The sequence below is a fragment of the Nocardioides panacis genome (assembly GCF_019039255.1).
Lineage (GTDB): Bacteria > Actinomycetota > Actinomycetes > Propionibacteriales > Nocardioidaceae > Nocardioides_B > Nocardioides_B panacis.
Genome location: NZ_CP077062.1, coordinates 1,163,646 through 1,184,104 on the forward strand (window position 1 = coordinate 1,163,646; position 20,459 = coordinate 1,184,104).

General features: G+C 74.4%; 20 protein-coding genes. 12 read left to right on the plus strand and 8 right to left on the minus strand.

What is annotated here, in order from left to right; genetic code table 11:
* Nucleotides 1-6: 6 nt before the first annotated feature.
* Entirely contained in the window at nucleotides 7-1,827 is a 1,821-nt protein-coding gene (gene recQ, locus KRR39_RS05660) for a DNA helicase RecQ (RefSeq protein ID WP_254185536.1), read from the minus strand.
* A gap of 67 nt (nucleotides 1,828-1,894) precedes the next feature.
* On the minus strand, nucleotides 1,895-2,737 hold the full coding sequence (locus KRR39_RS05665; protein ID WP_254185537.1) for a zinc-binding dehydrogenase: 843 nt from the start codon (nucleotides 2,735-2,737) through the stop codon (nucleotides 1,895-1,897).
* A 207-nt stretch (nucleotides 2,738-2,944) separates the two neighbouring features.
* On the opposite strand from KRR39_RS05665, the gene KRR39_RS05670 reads away from it, so the two are divergent.
* Nucleotides 2,945-3,490: an FAD:protein FMN transferase gene (locus KRR39_RS05670; RefSeq protein ID WP_216941119.1), complete on the plus strand. Its 546-nt coding sequence runs from the start codon at nucleotides 2,945-2,947 to the stop codon at nucleotides 3,488-3,490.
* On the opposite strand, the gene KRR39_RS05675 is transcribed toward KRR39_RS05670, so the two are convergent.
* Complete coding sequence (locus KRR39_RS05675; protein ID WP_216941120.1) at nucleotides 3,487-3,882, minus strand: DUF2237 family protein; 396 nt, start codon at nucleotides 3,880-3,882, stop codon at nucleotides 3,487-3,489. The two genes, KRR39_RS05670 and KRR39_RS05675, sit on opposite strands and share 4 nt — an antisense overlap.
* Before the next feature lie 127 nt (nucleotides 3,883-4,009).
* On the opposite strand from KRR39_RS05675, the gene KRR39_RS05680 reads away from it, so the two are divergent.
* Both KRR39_RS05680 and KRR39_RS05685 read left to right on the plus strand, forming a co-directional pair.
* Nucleotides 4,010-5,059 (plus strand): hypothetical protein, encoded by a 1,050-nt coding sequence (locus tag KRR39_RS05680; RefSeq protein WP_216941121.1) that lies wholly within the window; start codon nucleotides 4,010-4,012, stop codon nucleotides 5,057-5,059.
* Nucleotides 5,060-5,091: 32 nt separating this feature from the next.
* Complete coding sequence (locus KRR39_RS05685; RefSeq protein ID WP_216941122.1) at nucleotides 5,092-6,183, plus strand: YihY/virulence factor BrkB family protein; 1,092 nt, start codon at nucleotides 5,092-5,094, stop codon at nucleotides 6,181-6,183.
* A 25-nt stretch (nucleotides 6,184-6,208) separates the two neighbouring features.
* Here the strand turns inward: KRR39_RS05685 and KRR39_RS05690 are convergent, their stop codons facing one another.
* Nucleotides 6,209-7,888: a formate--tetrahydrofolate ligase gene (locus tag KRR39_RS05690; RefSeq protein ID WP_302053553.1), complete on the minus strand. Its 1,680-nt coding sequence runs from the start codon at nucleotides 7,886-7,888 to the stop codon at nucleotides 6,209-6,211.
* 144 nt (nucleotides 7,889-8,032) lie between these two features.
* On the opposite strand from KRR39_RS05690, the gene KRR39_RS05695 reads away from it, so the two are divergent.
* From KRR39_RS05695 to KRR39_RS05710, 4 genes are all read left to right on the plus strand, one after another.
* Entirely contained in the window at nucleotides 8,033-8,323 is a 291-nt protein-coding gene (locus KRR39_RS05695) for an SAV_915 family protein (RefSeq protein ID WP_216941124.1), read from the plus strand.
* A complete protein-coding gene (locus tag KRR39_RS05700) occupies nucleotides 8,320-8,604 on the plus strand; it encodes a hypothetical protein (RefSeq protein ID WP_216941125.1) in 285 nt (94 codons plus the stop codon). Before KRR39_RS05695 ends, KRR39_RS05700 begins: the two co-directional genes overlap by 4 nt.
* 4 nt (nucleotides 8,605-8,608) lie before the next feature.
* A complete protein-coding gene (locus KRR39_RS05705; protein ID WP_216941126.1) occupies nucleotides 8,609-9,799 on the plus strand; it encodes a WXG100 family type VII secretion target in 1,191 nt (396 codons plus the stop codon).
* A 93-nt stretch (nucleotides 9,800-9,892) separates the two neighbouring features.
* Nucleotides 9,893-10,693, plus strand: a complete 801-nt coding sequence (locus tag KRR39_RS05710; RefSeq protein ID WP_216941127.1) for a hypothetical protein — start codon at nucleotides 9,893-9,895, stop codon at nucleotides 10,691-10,693.
* Here KRR39_RS05710 and KRR39_RS05715 read toward each other — a convergent pair.
* Together KRR39_RS05715 and KRR39_RS05720 are read right to left on the minus strand one after the other, a co-directional pair.
* Nucleotides 10,612-11,154, minus strand: coding sequence for a C40 family peptidase (locus KRR39_RS05715; protein WP_216941128.1), 543 nt, complete (start codon nucleotides 11,152-11,154; stop codon nucleotides 10,612-10,614). The genes KRR39_RS05710 and KRR39_RS05715 overlap by 82 nt on opposite strands.
* A 325-nt stretch (nucleotides 11,155-11,479) precedes the next feature.
* Nucleotides 11,480-14,023 (minus strand): ABC transporter permease, encoded by a 2,544-nt coding sequence (locus KRR39_RS05720; protein ID WP_216941129.1) that lies wholly within the window; start codon nucleotides 14,021-14,023, stop codon nucleotides 11,480-11,482.
* Nucleotides 14,024-14,117: 94 nt separating this feature from the next.
* On the opposite strand from KRR39_RS05720, the gene KRR39_RS05725 reads away from it, so the two are divergent.
* From KRR39_RS05725 to KRR39_RS05740, 4 genes are all read left to right on the plus strand, one after another.
* The gene (locus KRR39_RS05725) at nucleotides 14,118-14,786 is read left to right on the plus strand and encodes a SprT-like domain-containing protein (protein ID WP_216941130.1); all 669 of its coding nucleotides are present in this window, start codon (nucleotides 14,118-14,120) and stop codon (nucleotides 14,784-14,786) included.
* A gap of 304 nt (nucleotides 14,787-15,090) precedes the next feature.
* The gene (locus KRR39_RS05730; protein WP_216941131.1) at nucleotides 15,091-15,585 is read left to right on the plus strand and encodes a dirigent protein; all 495 of its coding nucleotides are present in this window, start codon (nucleotides 15,091-15,093) and stop codon (nucleotides 15,583-15,585) included.
* 45 nt (nucleotides 15,586-15,630) lie between these two features.
* The gene (locus tag KRR39_RS05735; protein ID WP_254185538.1) at nucleotides 15,631-16,035 is read left to right on the plus strand and encodes a VOC family protein; all 405 of its coding nucleotides are present in this window, start codon (nucleotides 15,631-15,633) and stop codon (nucleotides 16,033-16,035) included.
* Between the two features lie 35 nt (nucleotides 16,036-16,070).
* Nucleotides 16,071-17,066 (plus strand): hypothetical protein, encoded by a 996-nt coding sequence (locus tag KRR39_RS05740; protein WP_216941132.1) that lies wholly within the window; start codon nucleotides 16,071-16,073, stop codon nucleotides 17,064-17,066.
* A gap of 22 nt (nucleotides 17,067-17,088) precedes the next feature.
* On the opposite strand, the gene KRR39_RS05745 is transcribed toward KRR39_RS05740, so the two are convergent.
* Nucleotides 17,089-18,093: a sensor domain-containing diguanylate cyclase gene (locus KRR39_RS05745; protein WP_216941133.1), complete on the minus strand. Its 1,005-nt coding sequence runs from the start codon at nucleotides 18,091-18,093 to the stop codon at nucleotides 17,089-17,091.
* A gap of 13 nt (nucleotides 18,094-18,106) precedes the next feature.
* Entirely contained in the window at nucleotides 18,107-19,480 is a 1,374-nt protein-coding gene (locus KRR39_RS05750; RefSeq protein ID WP_216941134.1) for a transaminase, read from the minus strand.
* Nucleotides 19,481-19,588: 108 nt separating this feature from the next.
* Between KRR39_RS05750 and KRR39_RS05755 the strand changes: the two genes are divergently transcribed.
* The gene (locus KRR39_RS05755; RefSeq protein WP_216941135.1) at nucleotides 19,589-20,443 is read left to right on the plus strand and encodes a siderophore-interacting protein; all 855 of its coding nucleotides are present in this window, start codon (nucleotides 19,589-19,591) and stop codon (nucleotides 20,441-20,443) included.
* Nucleotides 20,444-20,459: the final 16 nt, after the last annotated feature.

The following is a 20,459-nucleotide window of genomic DNA, read 5'->3' on the forward strand; positions in this document are numbered from 1 at the left end:
GCCCGGTCAGCCCGCGACGGTCTCCAGCACGGCCGCGCCCCACTTCTCGAGCTTGCCGGCCCCGACGCCCGAGACGCCGGCCAGCGCGTCCAAGCTCGTCGGGAGCTCCGCCGCGATCTGCCGCAGCGTCGCGTCGTGGAACACCACGTAGGGCGGGACGCCGGCCTCCTTCGCCGTCGCGGACCGCCAGGCGCGCAGCCGCTCGAAGCGCTCCTCGCCGGCGCCGTCGAGCGGGACCGTGTCCGCCGCCTTGGACCTGCGGGCCGGGCGCGACCGGGGCGACCGGGGCGCCTCCCGGCGCAGCGCGACCGTCCGGGTGCCGCGCAGCACCTCGGCGGACCCCGCGGTGACCTCCAGGGTGCCGTAGCCGTCCGTGCCGACCGCGAGCAGCCGTTGGGCGAGGAGCTGCCGGACCACCCCGCGCCACTCGCCCTCGGTCAGGTCGGCGCCGACCCCGAACACCGTGAGCGTCGTGTGGTCGAGCTGCTTGACCCGCGGGGTCTCGTTGCCCAGCAGGATGTCGATGACGTGCCCGGCGCCGTACCGCTGGCGCCGCTGGTCGAGGCGTACGACGGCCGACAGCAGCTTCTGGGCCGGCACCGTGCCGTCCCAGGTCTGTGGCGGGGCCGTGCACGTGTCGCAGTTGCCGCACGCGCTCGAGTCCTGGCCGAAGTACGCCAGCAGCTGCACCCGCCGGCACTCGACGGTCTCGCACAGCGCCAGCATCGCGTCGAGGTGCTGGCCGAGCCGGCGGCGGTGGGCGGCGTCGCCGTCGGAGGTCTCGATCATCCGGCGCTGCTGGACCACGTCGGCCAGCCCGTAGGCCAGCCAGGCGGTCGCCGGCTCGCCGTCGCGGCCGGCCCGGCCGGTCTCCTGGTAGTAGCCCTCGACGGACTTCGGCAGGTCCAGGTGGGCGACCCAGCGCACCGAGGGGTGGTCGATGCCCATCCCGAACGCGATCGTGCCGACCATCACCAGGCCGGGCTCGCGGAGGAAGCGGGACTGGTTGCTCGACCGGACCTCGGCCGGGAGGCCCGCGTGGTAGGGCAGCGCCGCGATGCCGTTCTTGGTCAGGAAGGTGGCGGTCTGCTCGACCGACTTGCGCGACAGGCAGTAGACGATGCCCGCGTCGCCGGGGTGCTCGGTGCGCAGCAGCTCGAGCAGCTGCGCACGCGGGTTGTCCTTGGGGACGATGCGGTACTCGATGTTCGGCCGGTCGAAGCTCGCGACGAAGCGGCGGGCCTCGGTCAGCTGGAGCCGGACCGCGATCTCCTCGGCGGTGGCCGCGGTGGCGGTCGCGGTCAGGGCGATCCGCGGGACGGCCGGCCAGCGCTGCCCGAGGACCGCGAGCTGCAGGTAGTCGGGCCGGAAGTCGTGGCCCCACGAGGCGACGCAGTGCGCCTCGTCGATCGCGAACAGCGAGATCCGACCGCGGTCGAGCAGCTGCAGCGTCGAGGGCACCGAGAGCCGCTCGGGCGCGAGGTAGAGCAGGTCGAGCTCGCCGGCGACGTACGCGCTCTCGACGGCGCGGCGCTGCTCGGGCGCCTGGGTGGAGTTCAGGAACGCGGCGCGCACGCCGAGCGCCGCCATCGCGTCGACCTGGTCCTGCATCAGCGCGATGAGCGGCGAGATCACCACGCCGGTGCCCTCGCGCACAAGGGCCGGGACCTGGTAGCACAGCGACTTGCCGGCACCGGTGGGCATCAGCACGAGCGCGTCGCCGCCGGCCACCACGGTGTCGATGACGGCGGCCTGGTCGCCGCGGAACGAGGAGTAGCCGAACACCCTCTCGAGCGTCTCGAGCGGGCTGGGGGCGGTGCTGGTCATGTGCTGCATCGTGCCGGACGCGTCCCCCCGGCGGTGACCGGCCCCCGCGACCGGCCCCGGGACCCGCTCAGAGCCGGACGACGGTCATCCCGGCGGAGGTGGGCGGGTCGCTGAGCGCGGCCAGCGCGGCGCCCGCCTCGTCGAGGCCGATCACCCGGGACACCAGCCGCTCCGGCCGCACCGCACCGGAGGCCACCAGCGCCAGGAGCGCCGGGTAGTCGCGGGCCGGCATGCCGTGGGAGCCGTGGATCTCGAGCTCGCGGGAGACCACCCGGTCCATCGGCAGCGGTGGCGTCGCGTCCGGGCCGAGCAGCAGCCCGACCTGGACGTGCCGGCCGCGCGGGCGCAGGCACCGCACGGAGGCGACGGCGGTCCCCGGCGAGCCCACCGCGTCCAGCGAGACGTGCGCGCCGCCGTCCGTGAGGGCGGCGATCTCCGCCGCGACGTCACCGGTGCCGTCGACGGTGGCGCTCGCGCCCAGGTCGGTGGCCAGCGCCAGCGCGGCGGGGGAGACGTCGACGGCGACGACCCGGGCGCCGAGGGCGGCCGCCAGCATCACCGCGGACAGCCCGACGCCTCCGCAGCCGTGCACCGCGACCCAGTCGCCGGGCGCGACGCGTCCGTGCGTGACCAGGGCGCGGTAGGCGGTCGCGAACCGGCAGCCGAGGGACGCGGCGGTGACCAGGTCCAGCGCGTCCGGCAGGGGCACGACGTTCAGGTCGGCGGCACGGACCGCGACGAGCTCGGCGAACGAGCCCGGACCGGTGAAGCCCGGCTGGGTCTGCTGCGGGCACACCTGCGCGTCCCCGGCCAGGCAGTAGGAGCAGCGGCCGCAGCCGCAGACGAACGGCACCGTGACCCGGTCGCCGACCCGGACCCGGGTGACCAGCGGACCGACGGCGTCGACCACGCCGGCGAACTCGTGGCCGGGGACGTGGGGGGAGCGCCACCGGGTCGTGACCGGTCCAGGCGTGCCAGTCCGAGCGGCACACCCCGGTCGCGCCGACCCGGACCACCACGCCGTCCTCGGGACAGTCCGGGTCGGCGGTGGTGACGACGGTGGGGGTCTCGCCGTACGCGGAGTACTGCACTGCTCGCATGGGCGCCAGCGTAGGGAGTGGTCTCGACAGGCTCGACCAGCCGGGTCGTCCCGCGGGCCGGGAGGCTCACAGGCTGCGCACAGACCTACCGCGCCGACTGGTTCGTGTCCCGGCTCGACCGCGGCGAGGTGATCCTCGCGGACGGGCCGCCCGAGGTGGCCGAGGTGCTCGCGCTCGGCGAGCTCGCCGAGGAGCAGTCGGGCGGCGCCGACCGGGCCGCCGCGCACCTGGCCGCGCTGGCGGGCACGGACTTCTGCCTGTCGGCCGGCGGGGACCTGGTCTGCCGCACCCTCGACCCGGCCTCCGACCCGTGGCGGATCGGCATCGAGGACCCGCACGACCCGTCCCGGCTGGTCGCCACGGTGCCGGTGCGCACCGGCGCGGGCGCCACCTCGGGGACCGCGCACCGCGGCGAGCACCTCGTGGACGGCCGCACCGGCCTCCCCCGCAGGGCGACCGCGGCCTACGCCCGGGGGCCGGACGCGGCGCGCTGGCTGGGCACCCGCGCGGGACGCACCGGCGTCGTCGTGTGGTCGGACGGCTCCACGGCGCTGGTCGGCTAGTCCCCGGCGAGCGACCCCGGGTCCGCCGGTACGTCGACCGCGTGCTCGCGCAGCCACTCCAGGGGGACCACCTCGAGCGCGCGCTCGTTGGTGGACGCGAGCACCACCGGCGCCCCCGCACCGGCCTCGTAGGCCTGGCGCCACCGGGCGGCCACCACGCACCACCGGTCGCCCGGCCGCAGCCCCGGGAACCGCCACTCCGGCCGCGGGGTCGCGAGGTCGTTGCCCACCGAGGTCTGGTGCTCCAGGAACTCGGTGGTCATCACCGCGCACACCGCGTGCACGCCGACGTCCTCGGGCCCGCAGGCGCACGAGCCGTCGCGGTAGAAGCCGGTCATCGGGTCGGTGCCGCAGGGCTCGAGCTCCCCGCCCAGCACGTTGCGCTCGGTCATGGTCCGAGCCTGGCACGTGCACGGGCGCCGCTGACCGGTCGGCCGGACCTGGGTCGATCGACTGACACCGACTAGATCGGTCTCTATCGTTGCAATTCGGACATCGACACGAACCGAGGCGGCGGTGATGGTGGGCAGCGGACCCGGCAGTGCGCTCGACGTGCTGCGGACCCTCCCGGAGGGCTGGACCGTCGTGGACGACGACGGGACCGCGGCCGGGCAGCGGGTCGCCGACATCCCGGACGTCGTGGTGGGACCCGGTGGCATCTTCGTGGTGTCCGCCCGGACCTGGGAGGGGGAGGCCGCGGTCGCCGACCGGGTCCTCACCGTGGACGGCCTGCCGCGCGGCGCCGACACCGAGACCTGCCTGGACTACGCGCTGATCGTCGCCGGTCTCGCCGGTGACTACCTGGACGCCGTGTGCCCGGTGCTGTGCGTCGGTGCCGACCCGGCCCTGCTCGACTGGGCCGGCGAGGTCCGGGTGTGCAGCACGACCACCCTGCACGAGGCGCTGGCCGGAGCACCGGTGCGGCTGTCCCCGGACGCGGTGGCCGCGGCGACCGCGCTGCTGGTCAACCAGCCCGAGCCCCTCGACCAGCCCGTCGAGGGGCCCGTCGCCGGACCGGTCGTGGCACCCGCCGCCGGGCCGCCGGTGCCCGGGCCGCGCGTCGCGGAGCACGTCGTCGCGGAGCCGGTGAGCCCGGTGCCCCGGCCCCGGCCCGCCGAGCCGGCGGCGGAGGTGTCCCGCCGGGCCCGGCTGGCGCTGGAGCAGCTCCAGGCGTCGAAGGCGTCGGAGGCGTCGGAGGCGTCGGTGCCGTCCGCGGCTGCGGGCGCACCCGCGCGCCGGCGCCCCCGCCGGACCGGCCGACTGGTGCGCCGGACGGTCCGGGTGCTGGTGCCGCTGGCGACCGCGGCGGTCCTCGTGCTGACCGGCCCCCAGCTGCTCACCTCGACACGGTCGCTGGGCCAGGACGTGTGGGCCCAGCTGAACGGTGACCCGCCGCCGAGCGCCTGCGCGGCGGCCGGTCGACCGGCCGGCCCTGCCCCCTCCGCCGACGGCGCCGCCCGCCGGGACGGTGCCCAGCACCGGACGACGGCCCGCACGAAGGCCGCCGCCCGCGCGCTGGCCCGCAAGAGGGCCCGGACACCGGCCCTGGCGGACCGCCCGACCTGCTGATCGGCGAGCGGTCACCCCGTAGCGTTCGGACCATGGCATCAGTGGTCGACCGGGTCGACGCGTTCCAGCAGCGGCACCGGGTCGTCGGGTTCCCGCTCGCGGTGCTCTACAAGTTCTTCGACGACCAGGGCAACTACCTCGCCGCGATCCTCACCTACTACGCCTTCATCGCGATCTTCCCGCTGCTGCTGATCGCCTCCTCGGTGCTCGGTCTGCTGCTGAAGGGCAACGCCGAGCTGCGCCAGGCGGTGCTCACCTCGGCGCTCAGCCAGTTCCCGATCGTCGGCACCCAGCTCGGTGCCCCCCAGGGCCTGCAGGGCAGCGTCTCCGCGGTCGTGATCGGTGCGCTCGCCGCGCTGTACGGCGTCCTCGGGGTCGGTCAGGCCGCGCAGAACGCCGTCAACACCGCCTGGGCGATCCCGCGCAACAGCCGGCTCAACCCGCTCGTGAGCCGGCTGCGCAGCTTCGTGCTGATGATCCTGGCCGGCGTCACCGTGCTGCTCGTGGCGATGCTGTCCAGCGCGTCGAGCCACCTCAGCATGTTCGGTGCGGACGCCAACACCGGCCTGCGGCTGCTCTTCACGCTGCTCTCGGTGGCGCTCAACGCGCTGGTGATCAGCGTGATGATGCGGCTCGCCACCCCGCAGCGGGAGACCCTGCGCCAGGTGCTGCCCGGTGGCATCACGATCGCGGTGCTCTGGCAGGCGCTCCAGCTCCTCGGCGGCGCCTACGTCTCCCGCGTGGTCTCGCGCGCCAACGACATGAACGCGATCTTCGCGGTGGTCCTCGGCCTGCTCGCGCTGATCTACATCGCCGCGGTGATGGCGGTGCTCGGGGTCGAGGTCAACGTCGTGCTGGCCCGACGGCTCTACCCGCGGGCGCTCCTGACGCCCTTCACCGACGAGGTCGACCTGACCGACGCGGACCGCCGGGCCTACGCCGACTACGCGAAGGCCCAGCGCCACAAGGGCTTCCAGCGGGTCAGGGTGAGCTTCGGCCGGCGACCCAACGGCGAGGACCCGGCCCCGGCGCCGACCGGGACGCCGGACCAGCCACCGGACCAGGACCCTCCGCAGGACCGGCCGCACGACCGGCCGCAGGACCGGGGCGAGCAGCGGGACTGACCCCCGTCGCGGCGCGCCGTCCGGCTCAGGAGAGCCCGAGGATGGTGCCGTCGTCGGCGAGGTCGATGTGGTCGGAGGCCGGCCGCCTCGGCAGGCCGGGCATCGTCATCACGTCGCCGCAGACCATCACCACGAAGCCCGCGCCCGCCGAGAGCCGCACCTCGCGGACGTGCAGCTCGTGGCCCGAGGGCGCCCCCCGCAGGGTCGCGTCGGTGGAGAAGGAGTACTGCGTCTTGGCGATGCACACCGGCAGGGCGCCGTACCCGTCCGCCTCGATGCGTTCCAGACGGCGTCGGGCCTTGCCGTCCCAGGTCACCTCGCGGGCGCCGTACAGCCGGGCGGCGACCGCCTCGACCTTGGCGGTCAGCGACAGGTCGTCGTCGTAGGTGAAGCCGAACTCGTGGGGGGAGGGCTCCTCGAGCAGCTCGAGCACGCCCTTCGCGAGGTCCTCGGCGCCGACGCCGCCCTCCGCGAAGTGCCGGGCGGGGAAGGCCCGGACGCCCTCGGCGGCGCACAGCTCGACGACCCGTGCGACCTCGGCGTCGGTGTCGGTCGGGAACCGGTTGACCGCCACGACGCAGGGCACGCCGTACACCTCGCGGATGTTGTGCAGGTGCCGGCGCAGGTTGGCCATCCCGAGCTCGAGCGCGTCGAGGTCCTCGGTCGCCAGCTCCGGTACGTCGACCCCGCCGTGGTACTTCAGGGCCCGGACGGTCGCGACGACGACCGCAGCGTCCGGCCGCAGCCCGGACTTGCGGCACTTGATGTCGACGAACTTCTCCGCGCCGAGGTCGGCGCCGAAGCCGGCCTCGGTGACGACGTAGTCGGCGAGCCGCAGGGCCGCGCGGGTCGCGACGACGGACGAGCAGCCGTGCGCGATGTTGGCGAAGGGACCGCCGTGCACGAAGGCCGGCGCGTGCTCGAGGGTCTGCACGAGGTTCGGCGCGAGCGCGTCGCGGAGCAGCACGGTCATCGCGCCGTGCGCCCCCAGGTCGCGCGCGGTGACCGGGGCCTTGGACCGCGTGTAGCCCACCACGATGTCGCCGATGCGGCGCTTGAGGTCGGCCCAGGACTCGGTGAGGCAGAAGATCGCCATCAGCTCGGACGCCACGACGATGTCGAAGCCGTCCTGGCGCGGGTAGCCGTTCCCGATGCCGCCGAGGCCGACCACGAGGTCCCGCAGGGCGCGGTCGTTGAGGTCGATGACCCGCTTCCAGGTGACCGAGCGGACGTCGATCTCGAGCTCGTTGCCGTGGTGCACGTGGTTGTCGATCAGCGCCGAGAGCAGGTTGTGCGCGGCGGCGATGGCCGCGAAGTCGCCCGTGAAGTGCAGGTTGATGTCGGTCATCGGCACGACCTGGGCGTAGCCGCCACCCGCGGCGCCGCCCTTCATGCCGAAGACCGGACCCATCGACGGCTCGCGCAGGCAGGCCATCGAGCGGTGCCCGAGGCCCTGCAGCGCGTCGGTCAGCCCGACGGTGGTGGTGGTCTTGCCCTCGCCGGCCGGGGTCGGTGAGATCGCGGTCATCAGGACGAGCTTGCCCAGCGGCCGGTCCTCGAGCGTCGCGAGGTAGCGCAGGTCGACCTTGGCCTTGTGGTGGCCGTAGGGGACCAGGTGCTCCTCGGGGATCCCGAGCCGGTCGCGGCCCACGTCGGTGATGCGGTCCATGGCCGCGGCGTTGGCGATCTCGATGTCGGACAGCACGAGGACTCCCTCCCTGGGGCGCAGCGTGCAGCCCTCGGCGACACGGTAGCCCGCGGCGCCAGCCTTGGTAGGCTCCCCGTCGGTCGACATACGTACTTTGCGAGGGGATGGACCGACATGGGGGATACGGGGGAGCGGGACCGCGTGCAGCGTGGTTTCCCGCCCGTGGTCTACGCACCGACGACGACGGTGCCGGGTGAGGACCGGCCGCGGCTGGAGATGGTGGCCACCAACGACGGCCGGACGGCGTTGTTCGTCTACTCGGCGATCGACCGGCTGCACGAGTTCTACCGCGCCGGCGCCCCGTGGGTGCTGCTGGGCGTCGAGGACCTGCAGCGGGCCCACGAGCAGGAGCCCTACCAGCTGCTCTTCCTGGACCAGCGTCCGCGCCCGGCCCAGGAGGAGACCGCCCACCGGGCCGGGGCGTCGTCGTGAGCGGCACCGAGGTCGACTTCGGCACCCTGGAGCGGATCCAGCGCACCCTGACCACGGCGTCCGGCGGCCTCGAGGACTGCGGCGGGGCCGCTCCCACGAGCGTCGACGGCGGCGACCTCTCCTCGCTGATCACCTCGATGATCGCCAAGGTGACCGAGAGCGCGGGCGGCCTGTCCGAGGGGCTGAGCGCCGCCGGCGCGCAGGTGGCCGAGTCGTCCGCGTCGTACGCCGGCTCCGACGACCGGTCCGCCCAGGGCCTGGGCTCGCAGAGGGCCCGGTGACGCGATGACCCTCGACACCGAGATCCCCGGCAGCCCGGGCTCGATCGAGTCCGCGGCGCACTGGCTGTCCGGCACGCTGGCGCCGTCCGTCTCGAAGGCGTCCGACGCGCTGAACTCCGCTCGCGGCGACGCCCAGTCGGACTGGGACGGCGAGGCCGGCAGTGCCTTCGCCTCGACGATGCGCGGCGCCTCGGCGAAGGCCGACGACCTGCACGGCGCCGCCACGGACGTCGCCCGCAGCCTGGACTCCTACGCCGGCTCGTTGCGCGGCGCCCAGGACAAGATGGCCGACATCCGGGACGCCGCCTCGGCCGCCGGCCTGACCGTGCACGGCAAGGTGATCGAGAACCCGGGGCCGGGTCCGACCCGGCCGGGGCCGATGGCCCTCACCACGGACACCCCGCCGAGCGCGATCGACGCCCACGACGCTGCCGTGAAGGCCTACGAGGCGCACCAGGAGCTGGTCCGGGCCTGGAACAAGGCGGTCGCCGCCGCAGAGGCGGTGTGGACCGACCTGAAGGCCGGCGCCGACCGGCTCTCGGACAAGTACCGCGGCCTGTCCGGGCCGCAGTGGGTGCTGACGGCCGCGGACATCGCCGGCGGTCTGTCCGGGGCCGCGCTGGAGTACAACGCCAGCGCGCTGAAGCAGACCTCGGCGACCTTCAAGGCCCAGGCGGTGCGCGACCTCGACCGGGCGCTGAAGACCGATCCCGGTGCGATCGGCAAGACCCGGTGGTACCAGGACCTCGACCACGCGCGGGGCATGTCCACCTCGGCCGACGACCTGGCCAGGACGGCCAGCACCGTCGAGCGGTCCAGCAAGACGATGCCGCTCAAGCTGGGCGGCGCGCTCGCGGCGGCCGGCATCCTGTGGGACATCCACAGCGGCAAGGACCCGACCGAGGCGGTCGTCTCCGGTGCCGGCGGCTTCCTCGCCTCCATCGGGGCGGGTGCCGCGACCGGCGCGATCATCGGCTCGTTCGTGCCGATCCCGGGGGTGGGCACCGCGGCGGGCGCGATCATCGGCGCCGGGGTGGGTATCTTCACCTCGGGTGCCATCGACTCGCTGTTCGAGAACGGCCCGGACGTGGGCCAGGCGGCCGCCGCCGGCTGGGACGCGGTGGAGGACACCGGCGGTGCCATCGTGGACGGCGTCGGCGCGGTGGGCGGCGCGATCGGCGGGCTGTTCGACTAGTCCGGCTGACCGACCCGCGGGGGCCGGCGACCAGCAGTGACCAGTAGCGACAGGCAGTGACCAGCGGCGACCGGCAGCGACAGGAGTGACCAGGTGAGCGAGCAGCACGCGACGTCAGCGACGACCGGCCGACGGAGCACCGGGACCCTCGCCCTGTACGTCGTGGGCCAGCTGCTCGTCGTGGCGGTGGGCGGATCGATCGTGGGCTCCGCGCTCGGTGACGGCAGCGGCTACGGCGTGGTCTTCGGGGCGTTCCTGCTCGGCATCGGGCTGGTGTCGCTGCTGGCCACCCTGCTCGAGCTGGCGCACGGCCGCTCCGCCCACGGTGCCGTCACCGGCACCGCCCCGGACGGGTCCCCGGCCACGGTGCTGCCGCGGGCCGGCTGGGTCCCCGCGATCAGCGCCGGCTTCCTCGCGGTGATCGCGGGCTGCCTGGTCGCGGGCGCGCTGGTGGGCCTCGGCCGCGGCGACACCGGGCTCGGCGTCCTCCTGCTGGTGCTCGGCGTGGGCTTCCTGGCGCTGCTCGTGCCGGTGCTGCTCGGCCGGACCCGCGCCGGTGGCGTCTACCTCACCGCGCAGGGCGTGACGTCGGTCAAGGACGGCGCCTGGTGGCGGGTGTCGTGGGACGACGTCGCGGGCGTCGTACCCGACGAGCCGCTGGCTGTGGTGCTGCGCGACGGCGCCCGTCCCGAGCGGGGCCGGACCGCGCCGCCCGGGTGGCGGGCCGAGGTCAAGGCGCCGGAGGGCGTGCTGGCGGTGCAGACGCGCTACCTCAGCGAGGACGCCGCGACGCTGGCCTTCCTGCTGCTGGCCTACCGCGACCGCCCGGACCTGCGGGCCGGGCTCGGCACGCAGGCCTCCCTGGACTGGGAGATCCTGCGCGCCGGCTCGTGACGTCGGGTCAGCGCACCCGGCCGTAGGAGACCGCGTTCGTCCAGAGGTGCTCGCGCTTCACGCGCTGCCCCGGACGGGGGGGAGTGCCACACGCTGTTGTGGCCCGCGTAGATGCCCACGTGGTAGACGTGCCCGCCGGACGAGAAGAACACCAGGTCGCCGCGGTGCCGCGCGGCGCGGCCGACGTGGCGCACGGCGCCGGACTGGGCGGCCGCGGTGCGCGGCAGGTGGCGGCCCATCCGGGAGAACACCCACTTGGTGAAGCCGGAGCAGTCGAAGGCGCGGGGGCCGTCGGCGCCGTACACGTAGGGGGTGCCGGCCTTGGACGCGGCCACGTGGACCACGCGGTCGCGGGCCTGGTGCGACATGGCTTCGGCCGGGTGGGCCAGGGCGGTGGATCCGGCCACGGCGCCCAGGACGATCAGGGCGCGGGCAAGGGAACGACGCAGAGTCGTGGACATGATGGAACCCTTCGGCGACGCCTGCGAACGATGACCTGTCGGATTCGGGACCGAAGAGCTTGCCCGGCCACCTGGTGCGGTGGCTTCACCCCAAGACGCGACCCGTGACCGGGTCGCGCCGCCGTGCTGGGTCGTCCGTGCCCCACCAGAAATGCGATGTGTCGCGCGTGTCGTCCGGCGCCCTGGTGGGACCTCGGCGTGGGCCGGACCGCCCCACCGTCTCCCGGTGAGGACTTTGGAACCCCGCACACGTGATGACGTGGCCCCCGCGGAGTGGAAGACGCCGAAGACCGTAACCCGAAAGGGGCAACGAACGCGAAACGGCCTAGTCCGCCCCGATGGCGGTCAAGACGTCGAGGCGGGCCGCCCGCCGCGCGGGGAGCACCGCGGCGAGCACGCCGGCGACCGCCGCGAGCGCGACGAAGATCACCAGCTGGAGCCAGGGGATCGACAGGACGTCGATGCCCTGGTCGGCGATCGCGCGCTGCAGCGCCACCCCGAACACCAGGCCCATCGTGACGCCCAGCACGGCCCCGAGCACCGAGACGACCACGGCCTCGAGCCGGACCATCAGCCGCAGCTGGCGACGGGACAGGCCGACCGCGCGGAGCAGGCCGACCTCGCGGGTCCGTTCGATCACCGAGAGCGCGAGGGTGTTGATGATGCCGAGCACCGCGATGACCACGGCCAGTCCGAGCAGGGCGTAGATGAAGGCCAGGAACAGGTTGACCTGCTGGCGCTGCTCCTCGGCGTACTGGCCGGGGTCCTTGACCGTCACGGTGGGGAGGCCCGCGGTGATCTTGTCGACCTGACGACGTACGGCGTCGGCGTCGGCCGAGTCGTCCTTGGTGACGAACAGCAGCGAGTCCAGCGGCTTGAGGCCGCCCTTCACGAAGGTGTCGGGGGTGACGATGTAGCTCGTCGGCAGCACCCCGGACGCACCGAACGTGGCCACCACCTTCAGCCGCACCGTCGCGGCCTGGAACTTCACGGGGACGACGTCGCCGAGCCGGATGCCGCGTCTCTGGGCGGACTGCTCGTTGACCGCCAGGGTGCCGGGACGCAGGGCGAGCATCGAGCCCTGCTCGACCGGCAGCGCGAGCGCGAGGCCCAGCGACCGGGCGTCGATCGCCCCGACGAACGCGCGGTCGCCCTTGATCTCGGCGCCGGCGGTGCGGAACTCCGCGACGTCGCGCACGCCGTCGACACGGCGGATCTGGCGCGCGACGCTGGTGGAGAACGGCGTGCCGACGACGTTGGAGACCACGAACTGTGACGTCAGCGTGCGCTTCACGGCGGCGTCCGTGCTGGCGGTGGCGGACTGCCCGAGGATCGACATGAGGGCCACGAGGGTCAGCCCGATCATCAGCGCGCTGGCCGTGGCCGCCGTACGCCGGGGGTTGCGCAGCGAGTTCTGCGCCGCCAGGGTGCCGACGGTGCCGAACGCCCGGCGGTAGACGAGCTCGAACAGCCGGGTCAGCGGGCGCCCCACCCAGGGGCTGAGCAGGGAGACGCCGACCAGGATCGCGAGCATCCCGCCGCCGATCAGGCTGAGGCCCAGGTTGCCGCTCCTCGAGAAGCCGGCCACCATGCCGCCCACGCCGACCAGCACCAGCAGGAAGCCGACCAGCACCCGGCGGCGCAGCGACGCCTCCGGCAGGGCCACGTCGTCGCGCAGCGCCGCGACCGGCGGGATCGAGGAGGCGCGCCGGGCCGGCAGGTACGCCGCCAGCATCGTGACCAGCACGCCGACGCCGTACGACGCCACGACCGTGCGCAGGTTGACCGGGAAGGTGGCGCGGCTGAGGTCGAAGCCGACCGCGCCGAACAGCAGCTGCAGCCCGCGCGCGAGGAGGTACCCCGCGCCCAGCCCGAGGGTCGAGCCGAACAGCCCGACCACCAGCGCCTCGGTGAGGACCGAGACGTTCACCTGCCGGCGTGACGCGCCCAGCGCCCGGAGCAGCGCGAGGTCGCGGCTGCGCTGGGCGACCAGGATCGAGAAGGTGTTGATGATCAGGTAGATCCCGACCACGAGCGCGACCCCGGCGAAGACCAGCAGGAAGGTGTTCAGGAAGCCCAGGATCGTGTCGAGCGTGGCCTTGTTCTTCTTCACGACCGCGTCCCCGGTGCGCGCCACCACGTCGGGGGGCAGCACCCTCTGGGCGGCCGCCGCGAGCTGCGTCTGGGTCACGCCGGGTGCGGCGGTGAGCGACACGGCCGAGTAGACGTCCCTGCCGCCGAGGAACAGGTCCTGCATCGCACCAACGTCGAACAGCGTCAGCGTCGCGCCGTTGAGGCCGCCGGAGCCGAACTCCACGAGGCCGACGACCTCGGCCTCCAGGGTCGGCGGGTCGCCCGGCGTCACGAGCGTCACGGTGTCCCCGACGCCGTACCCGGCCTTGCGCGCGGTGTCGACGTCGAGCGCCACCTGGCCGGCCTTCGAGGGGAGCGCGCCGCTGCTCAGCGTGATGATCGGCCTGCCGGCCAGGTTGGTCGCCCCGGAGTAGTTGAACGCCAGGCCGGGCGGGCCGTTGCCGCCGACGACCTTCTTGTTCCGGCCGATCACGTAGACCGACTCCAGCTGCACGCTCGGGTGCACGGACCCCACCTCGGGCAGCTGGTCGAGCCGGTCGACGACCGAGACCGGCAGCGTGCGGGCGTCCTGCTCCGAGCCGAAGTCACCGGCGCCCTTGAAGGCCACCTCGACGTCCGCGGTCGAGCCCTCGATGATCCCGTCGAAGGCGTCGCCCATCGCGTCGGTGAAGATGAACGACCCCGCGACGAACGCGACGCCCAGCACCACCGCGGTCGCACTGAGGGCCAGGCGGACCTTGCGCGCGACCAGGTTCCGCCACGTCATCTTCAGCATCCGCGCGCTCCTCCTGGGACTCCTGCGCCGAGTCTGCCCTACCGGTGCGCGTCCCGGTCGCGGCTCTGTCGGTGGGTCTGGTTACGGTCCGGGCATGGACCTGGGCGACGCCTACCGGATGGGCACCGAGCTGCTGCAGCGCCACGGCCTCGACGGCTGGACGCTGGCCTTCGACGGCGCCAAGCGACGCGCCGGCATCTGCCGGTACGACGTCCGGGTGATCGGGCTCTCGGCGCCGCTCACCCGGCTGCACGCGCCCGAGGAGGTGCGCGAGACCGTCCTGCACGAGGTCGCGCACGCGCTCGCCGGACCGCGGCACGGCCACGACGCGGTGTGGGTCTCCCAGTGCCGCGCGATCGGTGGCAACGGCCGCCGCTGCATCCCGTCCGACGCCCCGACGGTGACCGCTCCCTGGCTGGGCGTCTGCCCGGCCGGGCACACCACCGAGCGGCACCGGCGCCCCGAGCGCGTGCAGTCCTGCGCGCGGTGCAGCCGCACGTTCTCCGCCGACCACCTGCTCAAGTGGACGCTGCACGGGCGGCCCGCCGTGATGCACCCGAACTACCTCCACGAGCTCGAGGGGCTGCGTGCCGGCCGGCGGATGCGGCTGGCCGGCGTCGGGCAGCCGGTGCGGCTGCTGGTCCCCGGGCCGCTGCACGGCCGCGTCGGGCGGGTGGTCAAGCGCGGCCGCACCAGCTACCACGTGCAGCTGCCCGAGGGCCGGCTCCGGGTCCTGTTCGCCGCCGCCGACCCCCTGGCCTGACCGCGCTGACCCGGCGACGGTGGCGGCGCAGCAGGCGCCGACCCGGCGACAGTGGCGGCGCGGCGGGCGTGCCTGTGTCGACGACACCACCGGCTCAAGACCTTCGACGGCTGGACCTACCGGCGGCGGACGGCTCGTGCCGTTGGCGGGGAAAGGCCCTGTTCACGCCGGCTTGTGGACCTGTCCGGCCCCCGCGACCGGGTCTAGCGTGGAGCCAGTGCTCCGGCGGAGCCGCCGCCGGTGTGCGAGGGGGCCGAGGCCGGGCGCGGAAGGCCGCGCGCCCGTGGACGTCCGGGAGAGTGAGATGCGCAGCAGAGCCCTACTCGCCAGCACCGCGGTGGTCGTCGTCACCGCGGCCGGGGTCACCGTCGGTGCGGCCCAGGCCCAGCCCGACTCACCCGCCGCACGGACGCAGGCCGGCCGGGCGGCCTCGCAGATCGTCGTCGTCGAGCGTGCCGTCAGCGACACGGTGGTCGACCAGGGGCCGACGGGCGACAGCCTCGGCGACCTGCTGGCCTTCGGCAACCCGGTGTACGACCGGACCAACACCCACCAGGTGGGCCGGGACCAGGGGTCCTGTGTCCGCACGGTCGTCGGCAAGGCCTGGGAGTGCTCCTACACGACCAGCCTCGCCAAGGGGGCGCTGGTCGTCGAGGGGCCGTTCTACGACACCCGGGACTCGGTGCTCGCGATCACCGGCGGGACCGGGAGCTACTCCCGCGCCCGCGGCGTGCTGCACCTGCACGCACGCAACGCGAAGGGCACCGCGTTCACCTTCCGGTTCGTCGTCCAGCGCTGAGACGCGTCCGCGACGTGCCCGGGACGCGCTGGCTAGCATCGTCGCGTGCAGGAGAGAACGCCGTCGCGTGACCCGGGCGACCGCTGGTCGCGGTCGGACTGGTGGGGCGTCGTGCTGGACGCCCCGGACGTGGCCGTGCTCACGCGCTTCTACTCCGAGCTGCGCGGCTGGCCGGTCTGGAAGCAGGACGCCGAGGGCTCGGCCCTGGACCTCGGCGAGGGCGTGGCCTACCTGACCATCCAGCACAACCCGGACTACGTGCGCCCGGTGTGGCCCGCAACGCCCGGACACCAGCAGATGATGCTGCACCTGGACTTCGAGGTCACGGACCTCGACGAGGCGGTCGCCAGGGCGCTGGCCTTGGGGGCAGAGCTGCCCGAGCACCAGCCACAGGAGGACGTGCGGGTGCTTCTCGACCCTGCCGGCCACCCCTTCTGCCTCTACACCTGACCGACGCCGGCCGCCCGACCTGGCACCATGACCGGATGCCGGGTCACCGTGTCGTCGCGCTGCTCGGCGCACTGCTGCTCCTGGTGTCCTGCTCGGCGTCCTCCCGGTCGGACGAGCCGCCGCCCTCCTCGTGCCCCGCACTGCACTTCGACGACGTGCGCGGGCCGGTGCCGTCGTACGTCTCCGCGCCGCTCGCGGCGTTCCCCAACGACCAGGCGCTGTGCCGAGGACTCTGGCTGCCGACGGCGGACCGCTGGCTGGTGCCGCAGGGGCTGGCGCTGGACGGTCGGACGGCGTGGGTGAGCGGCTACCGCTGGCGGAAGTCGTACGGCGACCGCCCCTGCCGGCTGCTGCACGTCGACCTGCTCACAGGGCGGCTGCTCGCGTCCGCCGACCGGCTCACCGGGTCCGTGGGGGACCGTGGCGCGACGTTCTGCCGGCACGGCGGCGCGCTGTCGTCGGACCGGCACGGACTCTGGCTGGCGGAGGCGGACCGGCTGTGGCTGGTCGACCCGGCGCGGGTCGGCACCGGGCACGAGGTGCTGCGCGTGTGGCGCACCGAGCGCCCGGTCCGCGGCTCGGCCTTCGTCGACGGCTCGCGCGCGGAGATCGCGCTGGTGTCGTTCTCCGACCGGCACGCCGGCCGCACCCGGTGGTACTCCTTCGACGACCTGCTGGCGGACGGCGTCACCACGCTGGTCGCCGGGCGCCCGACGCGTGCCGACCAGGCCGGGGCGACGCGGACCACCTCGGCGGTCCGTCGGGTGCAGGGCACCACGCGCGGGCCCGGGGGAGTGTGGTCGACGTCCTCGACCTCGACGTGCGGCATGCTCGTGACCCCGGGAGGCCGGCGGGTGGCGTTCGCGCCCGGGGCCGAGGACCTGGAGTTCGACGGCCGGGGCCGGGTGTGGGCGGTCCTGGAGTCCGGCGCCCGGAGCTACCAGCGCGACGGGCGCCCGCTCGTGCCGATGCTGGCCCGCTTCGACGCGCGCTCGCTGCTCTCCGGCCCGGACACGACCTGCTCCTGGTAGCCCGGTCGGGCCCCCACGCGGTTCAGGAGGAGCGGCGCGCCGCCTTCTCGTCGTACATCGCGGCGTCGGCACGGTCGAGCAGGGCGGCGGGGGAGTCGGCCGGCCCGAGGCCGCGGGAGGTCCCCACCGAGGCGCCGAGCCGGACCACCCGGCCGTCCGGCAGCTCCACGGGGCCGTTCAGCGCCGCGCGCACCCGGTCGGCCACCTCGGTGAGCCCGTCCTCGTCGCCGATCCCGTCCTCCACGAGCACCACGAACTCGTCGCCGCCGAGCCGCGCCACGAGGTCGGTGGCCCGCACGGAGCCGAGCAGCCGGTCGGTCACCTTGCGGAGCAGGGCGTCCCCGGCGGCGTGGCCGAGCGTGTCGTTGACCTGCTTGAACCCGTCGAGGTCCACGAACAGCACGCCCGGCGCGGTGATCGAGCGGTCCATCCGGGCGAAGGCCCGGTCCAGGGACTCCAGGAACAGCGACCGGTTCGGCAGCCCGGTCAGCGGGTCCCGGGTCGCGGCGTGCGCCAGCGCTCCGGCGGCCCGTCGCAGCTCCAGCAGGCGCACGGTCGCCGCGGCCAGGTCGCGCAGCCGCTCGATCTGCAGCCGGGTCAGCTGCGAGGCCTCGGGGGCGAACGCGCACAGCGTCCCGACGACCTGGTCGTCCCCGACGATCAGCGGCGCGGCGACGTACAGCCGGATGTTCGCCAGCTCGCCGGTGACGTGCGGGTTGTCGGCGAAGACCGCGTCCAACGACGCGTCCGGCGTGTAGGTGACGTCCCGCGACAGGATGCTGTAGCCGCACATCGACTCGTCGCGGTGCACCTCGGTGGGCTCGGCGCCGTACGTCGAGGCCTGCCACTGCCGGTCCCGGTCGATGAGGTTCAGCACGGCGGTCGGGGTCCCGCAGATGTACGACGCGAGGCGGGTCAGCCCGTCGAGCTCGGCGTCCTGGGGACGGTCGAGGACGTCGAGCCCGTGCAGCACCGCGAGCCGCTGCTCCTCGTTGCTGGGGCGCGGCCAGGACGAGGAGGGGGTCACGGCTGAGAGTGTGTCAGGTTCTCGGCCTCGTGAGCGCCGTGACAGCCTCCTCGAACAGCCGGGTGTGCAGCGCGACGTCGGCCGCCGACGTGTCGGGACACATCAGGGCCATGTTGTGGAACGGCGTGATCAGCACGCCCCGGTTGGCCATGAACAGGTGGAGGTACTCGTCGAGCTCGTCGTCGGCCGCCGCCGCGGAGTCGCTGCCGGTGCGCGGGGCGGGGGCGGCGAACCGGTACTCCGCCCGGGCCCCGAGCTGCTGCACCGTCCACGGGACGCCGGTGCGGTCGAGGGTGGCCTGGACGCCGGCGGTGAAGTCGCCGGCCAGCGCGACCATCCGCTCGAAGGCGGTCTCGGTGAGCACGTGCTCGAGGGTGGCCCGCATGGCGGTGACCGAAAGTGCGCTGCCGGCCAGCGTCCCGCCGACCCCGCCGACGTCGACGAGGTCCGCGTCGTCGCGGGACATGGCGGCCGCCGCGACCTCGCGGGTCAGGCCGTAGGCGCCGCTGGGGATCCCGCCGCCGATGCTCTTGCCGATCACGAACAGGTCCGGCTGCAGGTCCCACAGCGCGGTCGCGCCACCCGGACCGGCCGAGAACGTGTGCGTCTCGTCGATCATCAGCAGGGCGCCGTACCGCGTCGCCAGCTCGCGCAGGCCCGACAGGAACCCGGGCTCGGGCAGCACGATGCCGATGTTGGTCAGCGCCGGCTCGGTGAGGATCGCGGCCACGTCGCCCGCCCGCAGCTGCTCCTCGACGCCGGCGAGGTCGTTGAACTCCGCGACCCGCGTCGTCTCGGACAGCGCGACGGGTGCACCCACCAGGCCCTCCCGGGCGACCGCCTGCCCCGCCGGGCCCGGGACGGCGAACGCCTCGTCGACCGAGCCGTGGTAGCAGTAGGCGAAGGTCAGGATCTTCGGCCTCCCGGTGACCAGCCGGGCGATGCGGATCGCCCACCGGTTCGCGTCGGTCGCGGTGAGCGTGAACGACCACAGCGGCAGCCCGAAGCGGCGGGCCAGCTCGGCGCCGACCCACTCGGCGTCGGCGGTCGGCAGCATCGTGGTGATCCCGCCGAGGTCCCGCATCCGCGCGGTGACCGCCTCGACGGTCGCCCCCGGGCTGTGCCCGGCCATCGCGCCGGTGTCGCCCATCGCGAAGTCGACGTACTCCTGGCCGTCCACGTCGACCACCCGGTTGCCCCGCGCCCGGTCCAGGTAGAGCGGGAAGCCGCCGCTCCACATGTTCATCCAGGTCATCGGCACCCGGCCGAACAGGTGGTCGGCGCGGGCGTACTGCTCGGCGGAGCGCGGGTGCGTGCGGGTGTACGTCGCCCGCTCGACGTCGAGCAGCGCGACGAGCCGGGCACGGTCCAGGTCGTGGGGGGCCATGCCCGGACGCTCTCGCCTCCGGGGCCGCTCGTCAAGCCCGGCGCGCAGGGACCGGCCTTGACCGTGTGACTTAGGCTTGCCTAACCCGCCGTCCCGCCGAGGAGTCCCATGCCCGAGCCCCGCCGCCGCCGCACCGCCTTCGCCGCCACCGTGCTGCGCACCGAGCGGTTGTCCGGCTCGCTCGTCCGCCTGGTCGTGGGCGGTCCCGGCCTGGTGGGCTTCACGCCCTCGGAGAGCACCGACTCCTACGTCAAGGTGCTGTTCGTGCACCCGGACGTGCCGCGGCCGCTGCTCCGCACCGAGGACGGCCGGGTCGACGTCGACGGGATCCGCGACGCCGGACCGGCCGAGCAGGCGCCGCGGCTTCGGTCCTACACCGTCCGGGCGTACGACGCAGCCGCCCGCGAGCTCACCCTCGACTTCGTCGTGCACGGCGACGAGGGGCTGGCCGGACCGTGGGCGGCGGCCGCCCGTCCCGGCGACGAGATCGCGTTCATGGGGCCCGGCGGCGGCTACGCCCCCGACCCGGACGCGGGCTGGCACCTGCTCGCCGGGGACGCCAGCGCCCTGCCGGCGATCGCGGTCGCGCTCGAGCGGCTCCCGAGGGACGCCCGCGGCCACGCCGTCGTCGAGGTGCACGACGCGGACGACGAGGTCGTGCTGGCCGGCCCGGACGGGGTCGCGGTGACCTGGGTGCACCAGGGCGACGCCCGCCCCGGCACCCGGCTGGTCGAGGCGGTGCGGGACGTCGCCTGGGCCGGGGACGACGTGCACGCGTTCGTGCACGGCGAGGCCGCGGCGGTCAAGGAGCTGCGGCGCTACCTGCGGGTGGACCGGGCGCTCGGCCTCGACCGGCTCTCCATCTCCGGCTACTGGCGGCTCGGCGTCGACGACGAGGGATGGCGCGCCTCGAAGCGGGAGTGGAACGCCGCGATCGAGGAGTCCGAGGCCGTCGTCGCCTGAGCGACTCCCGGCGCGT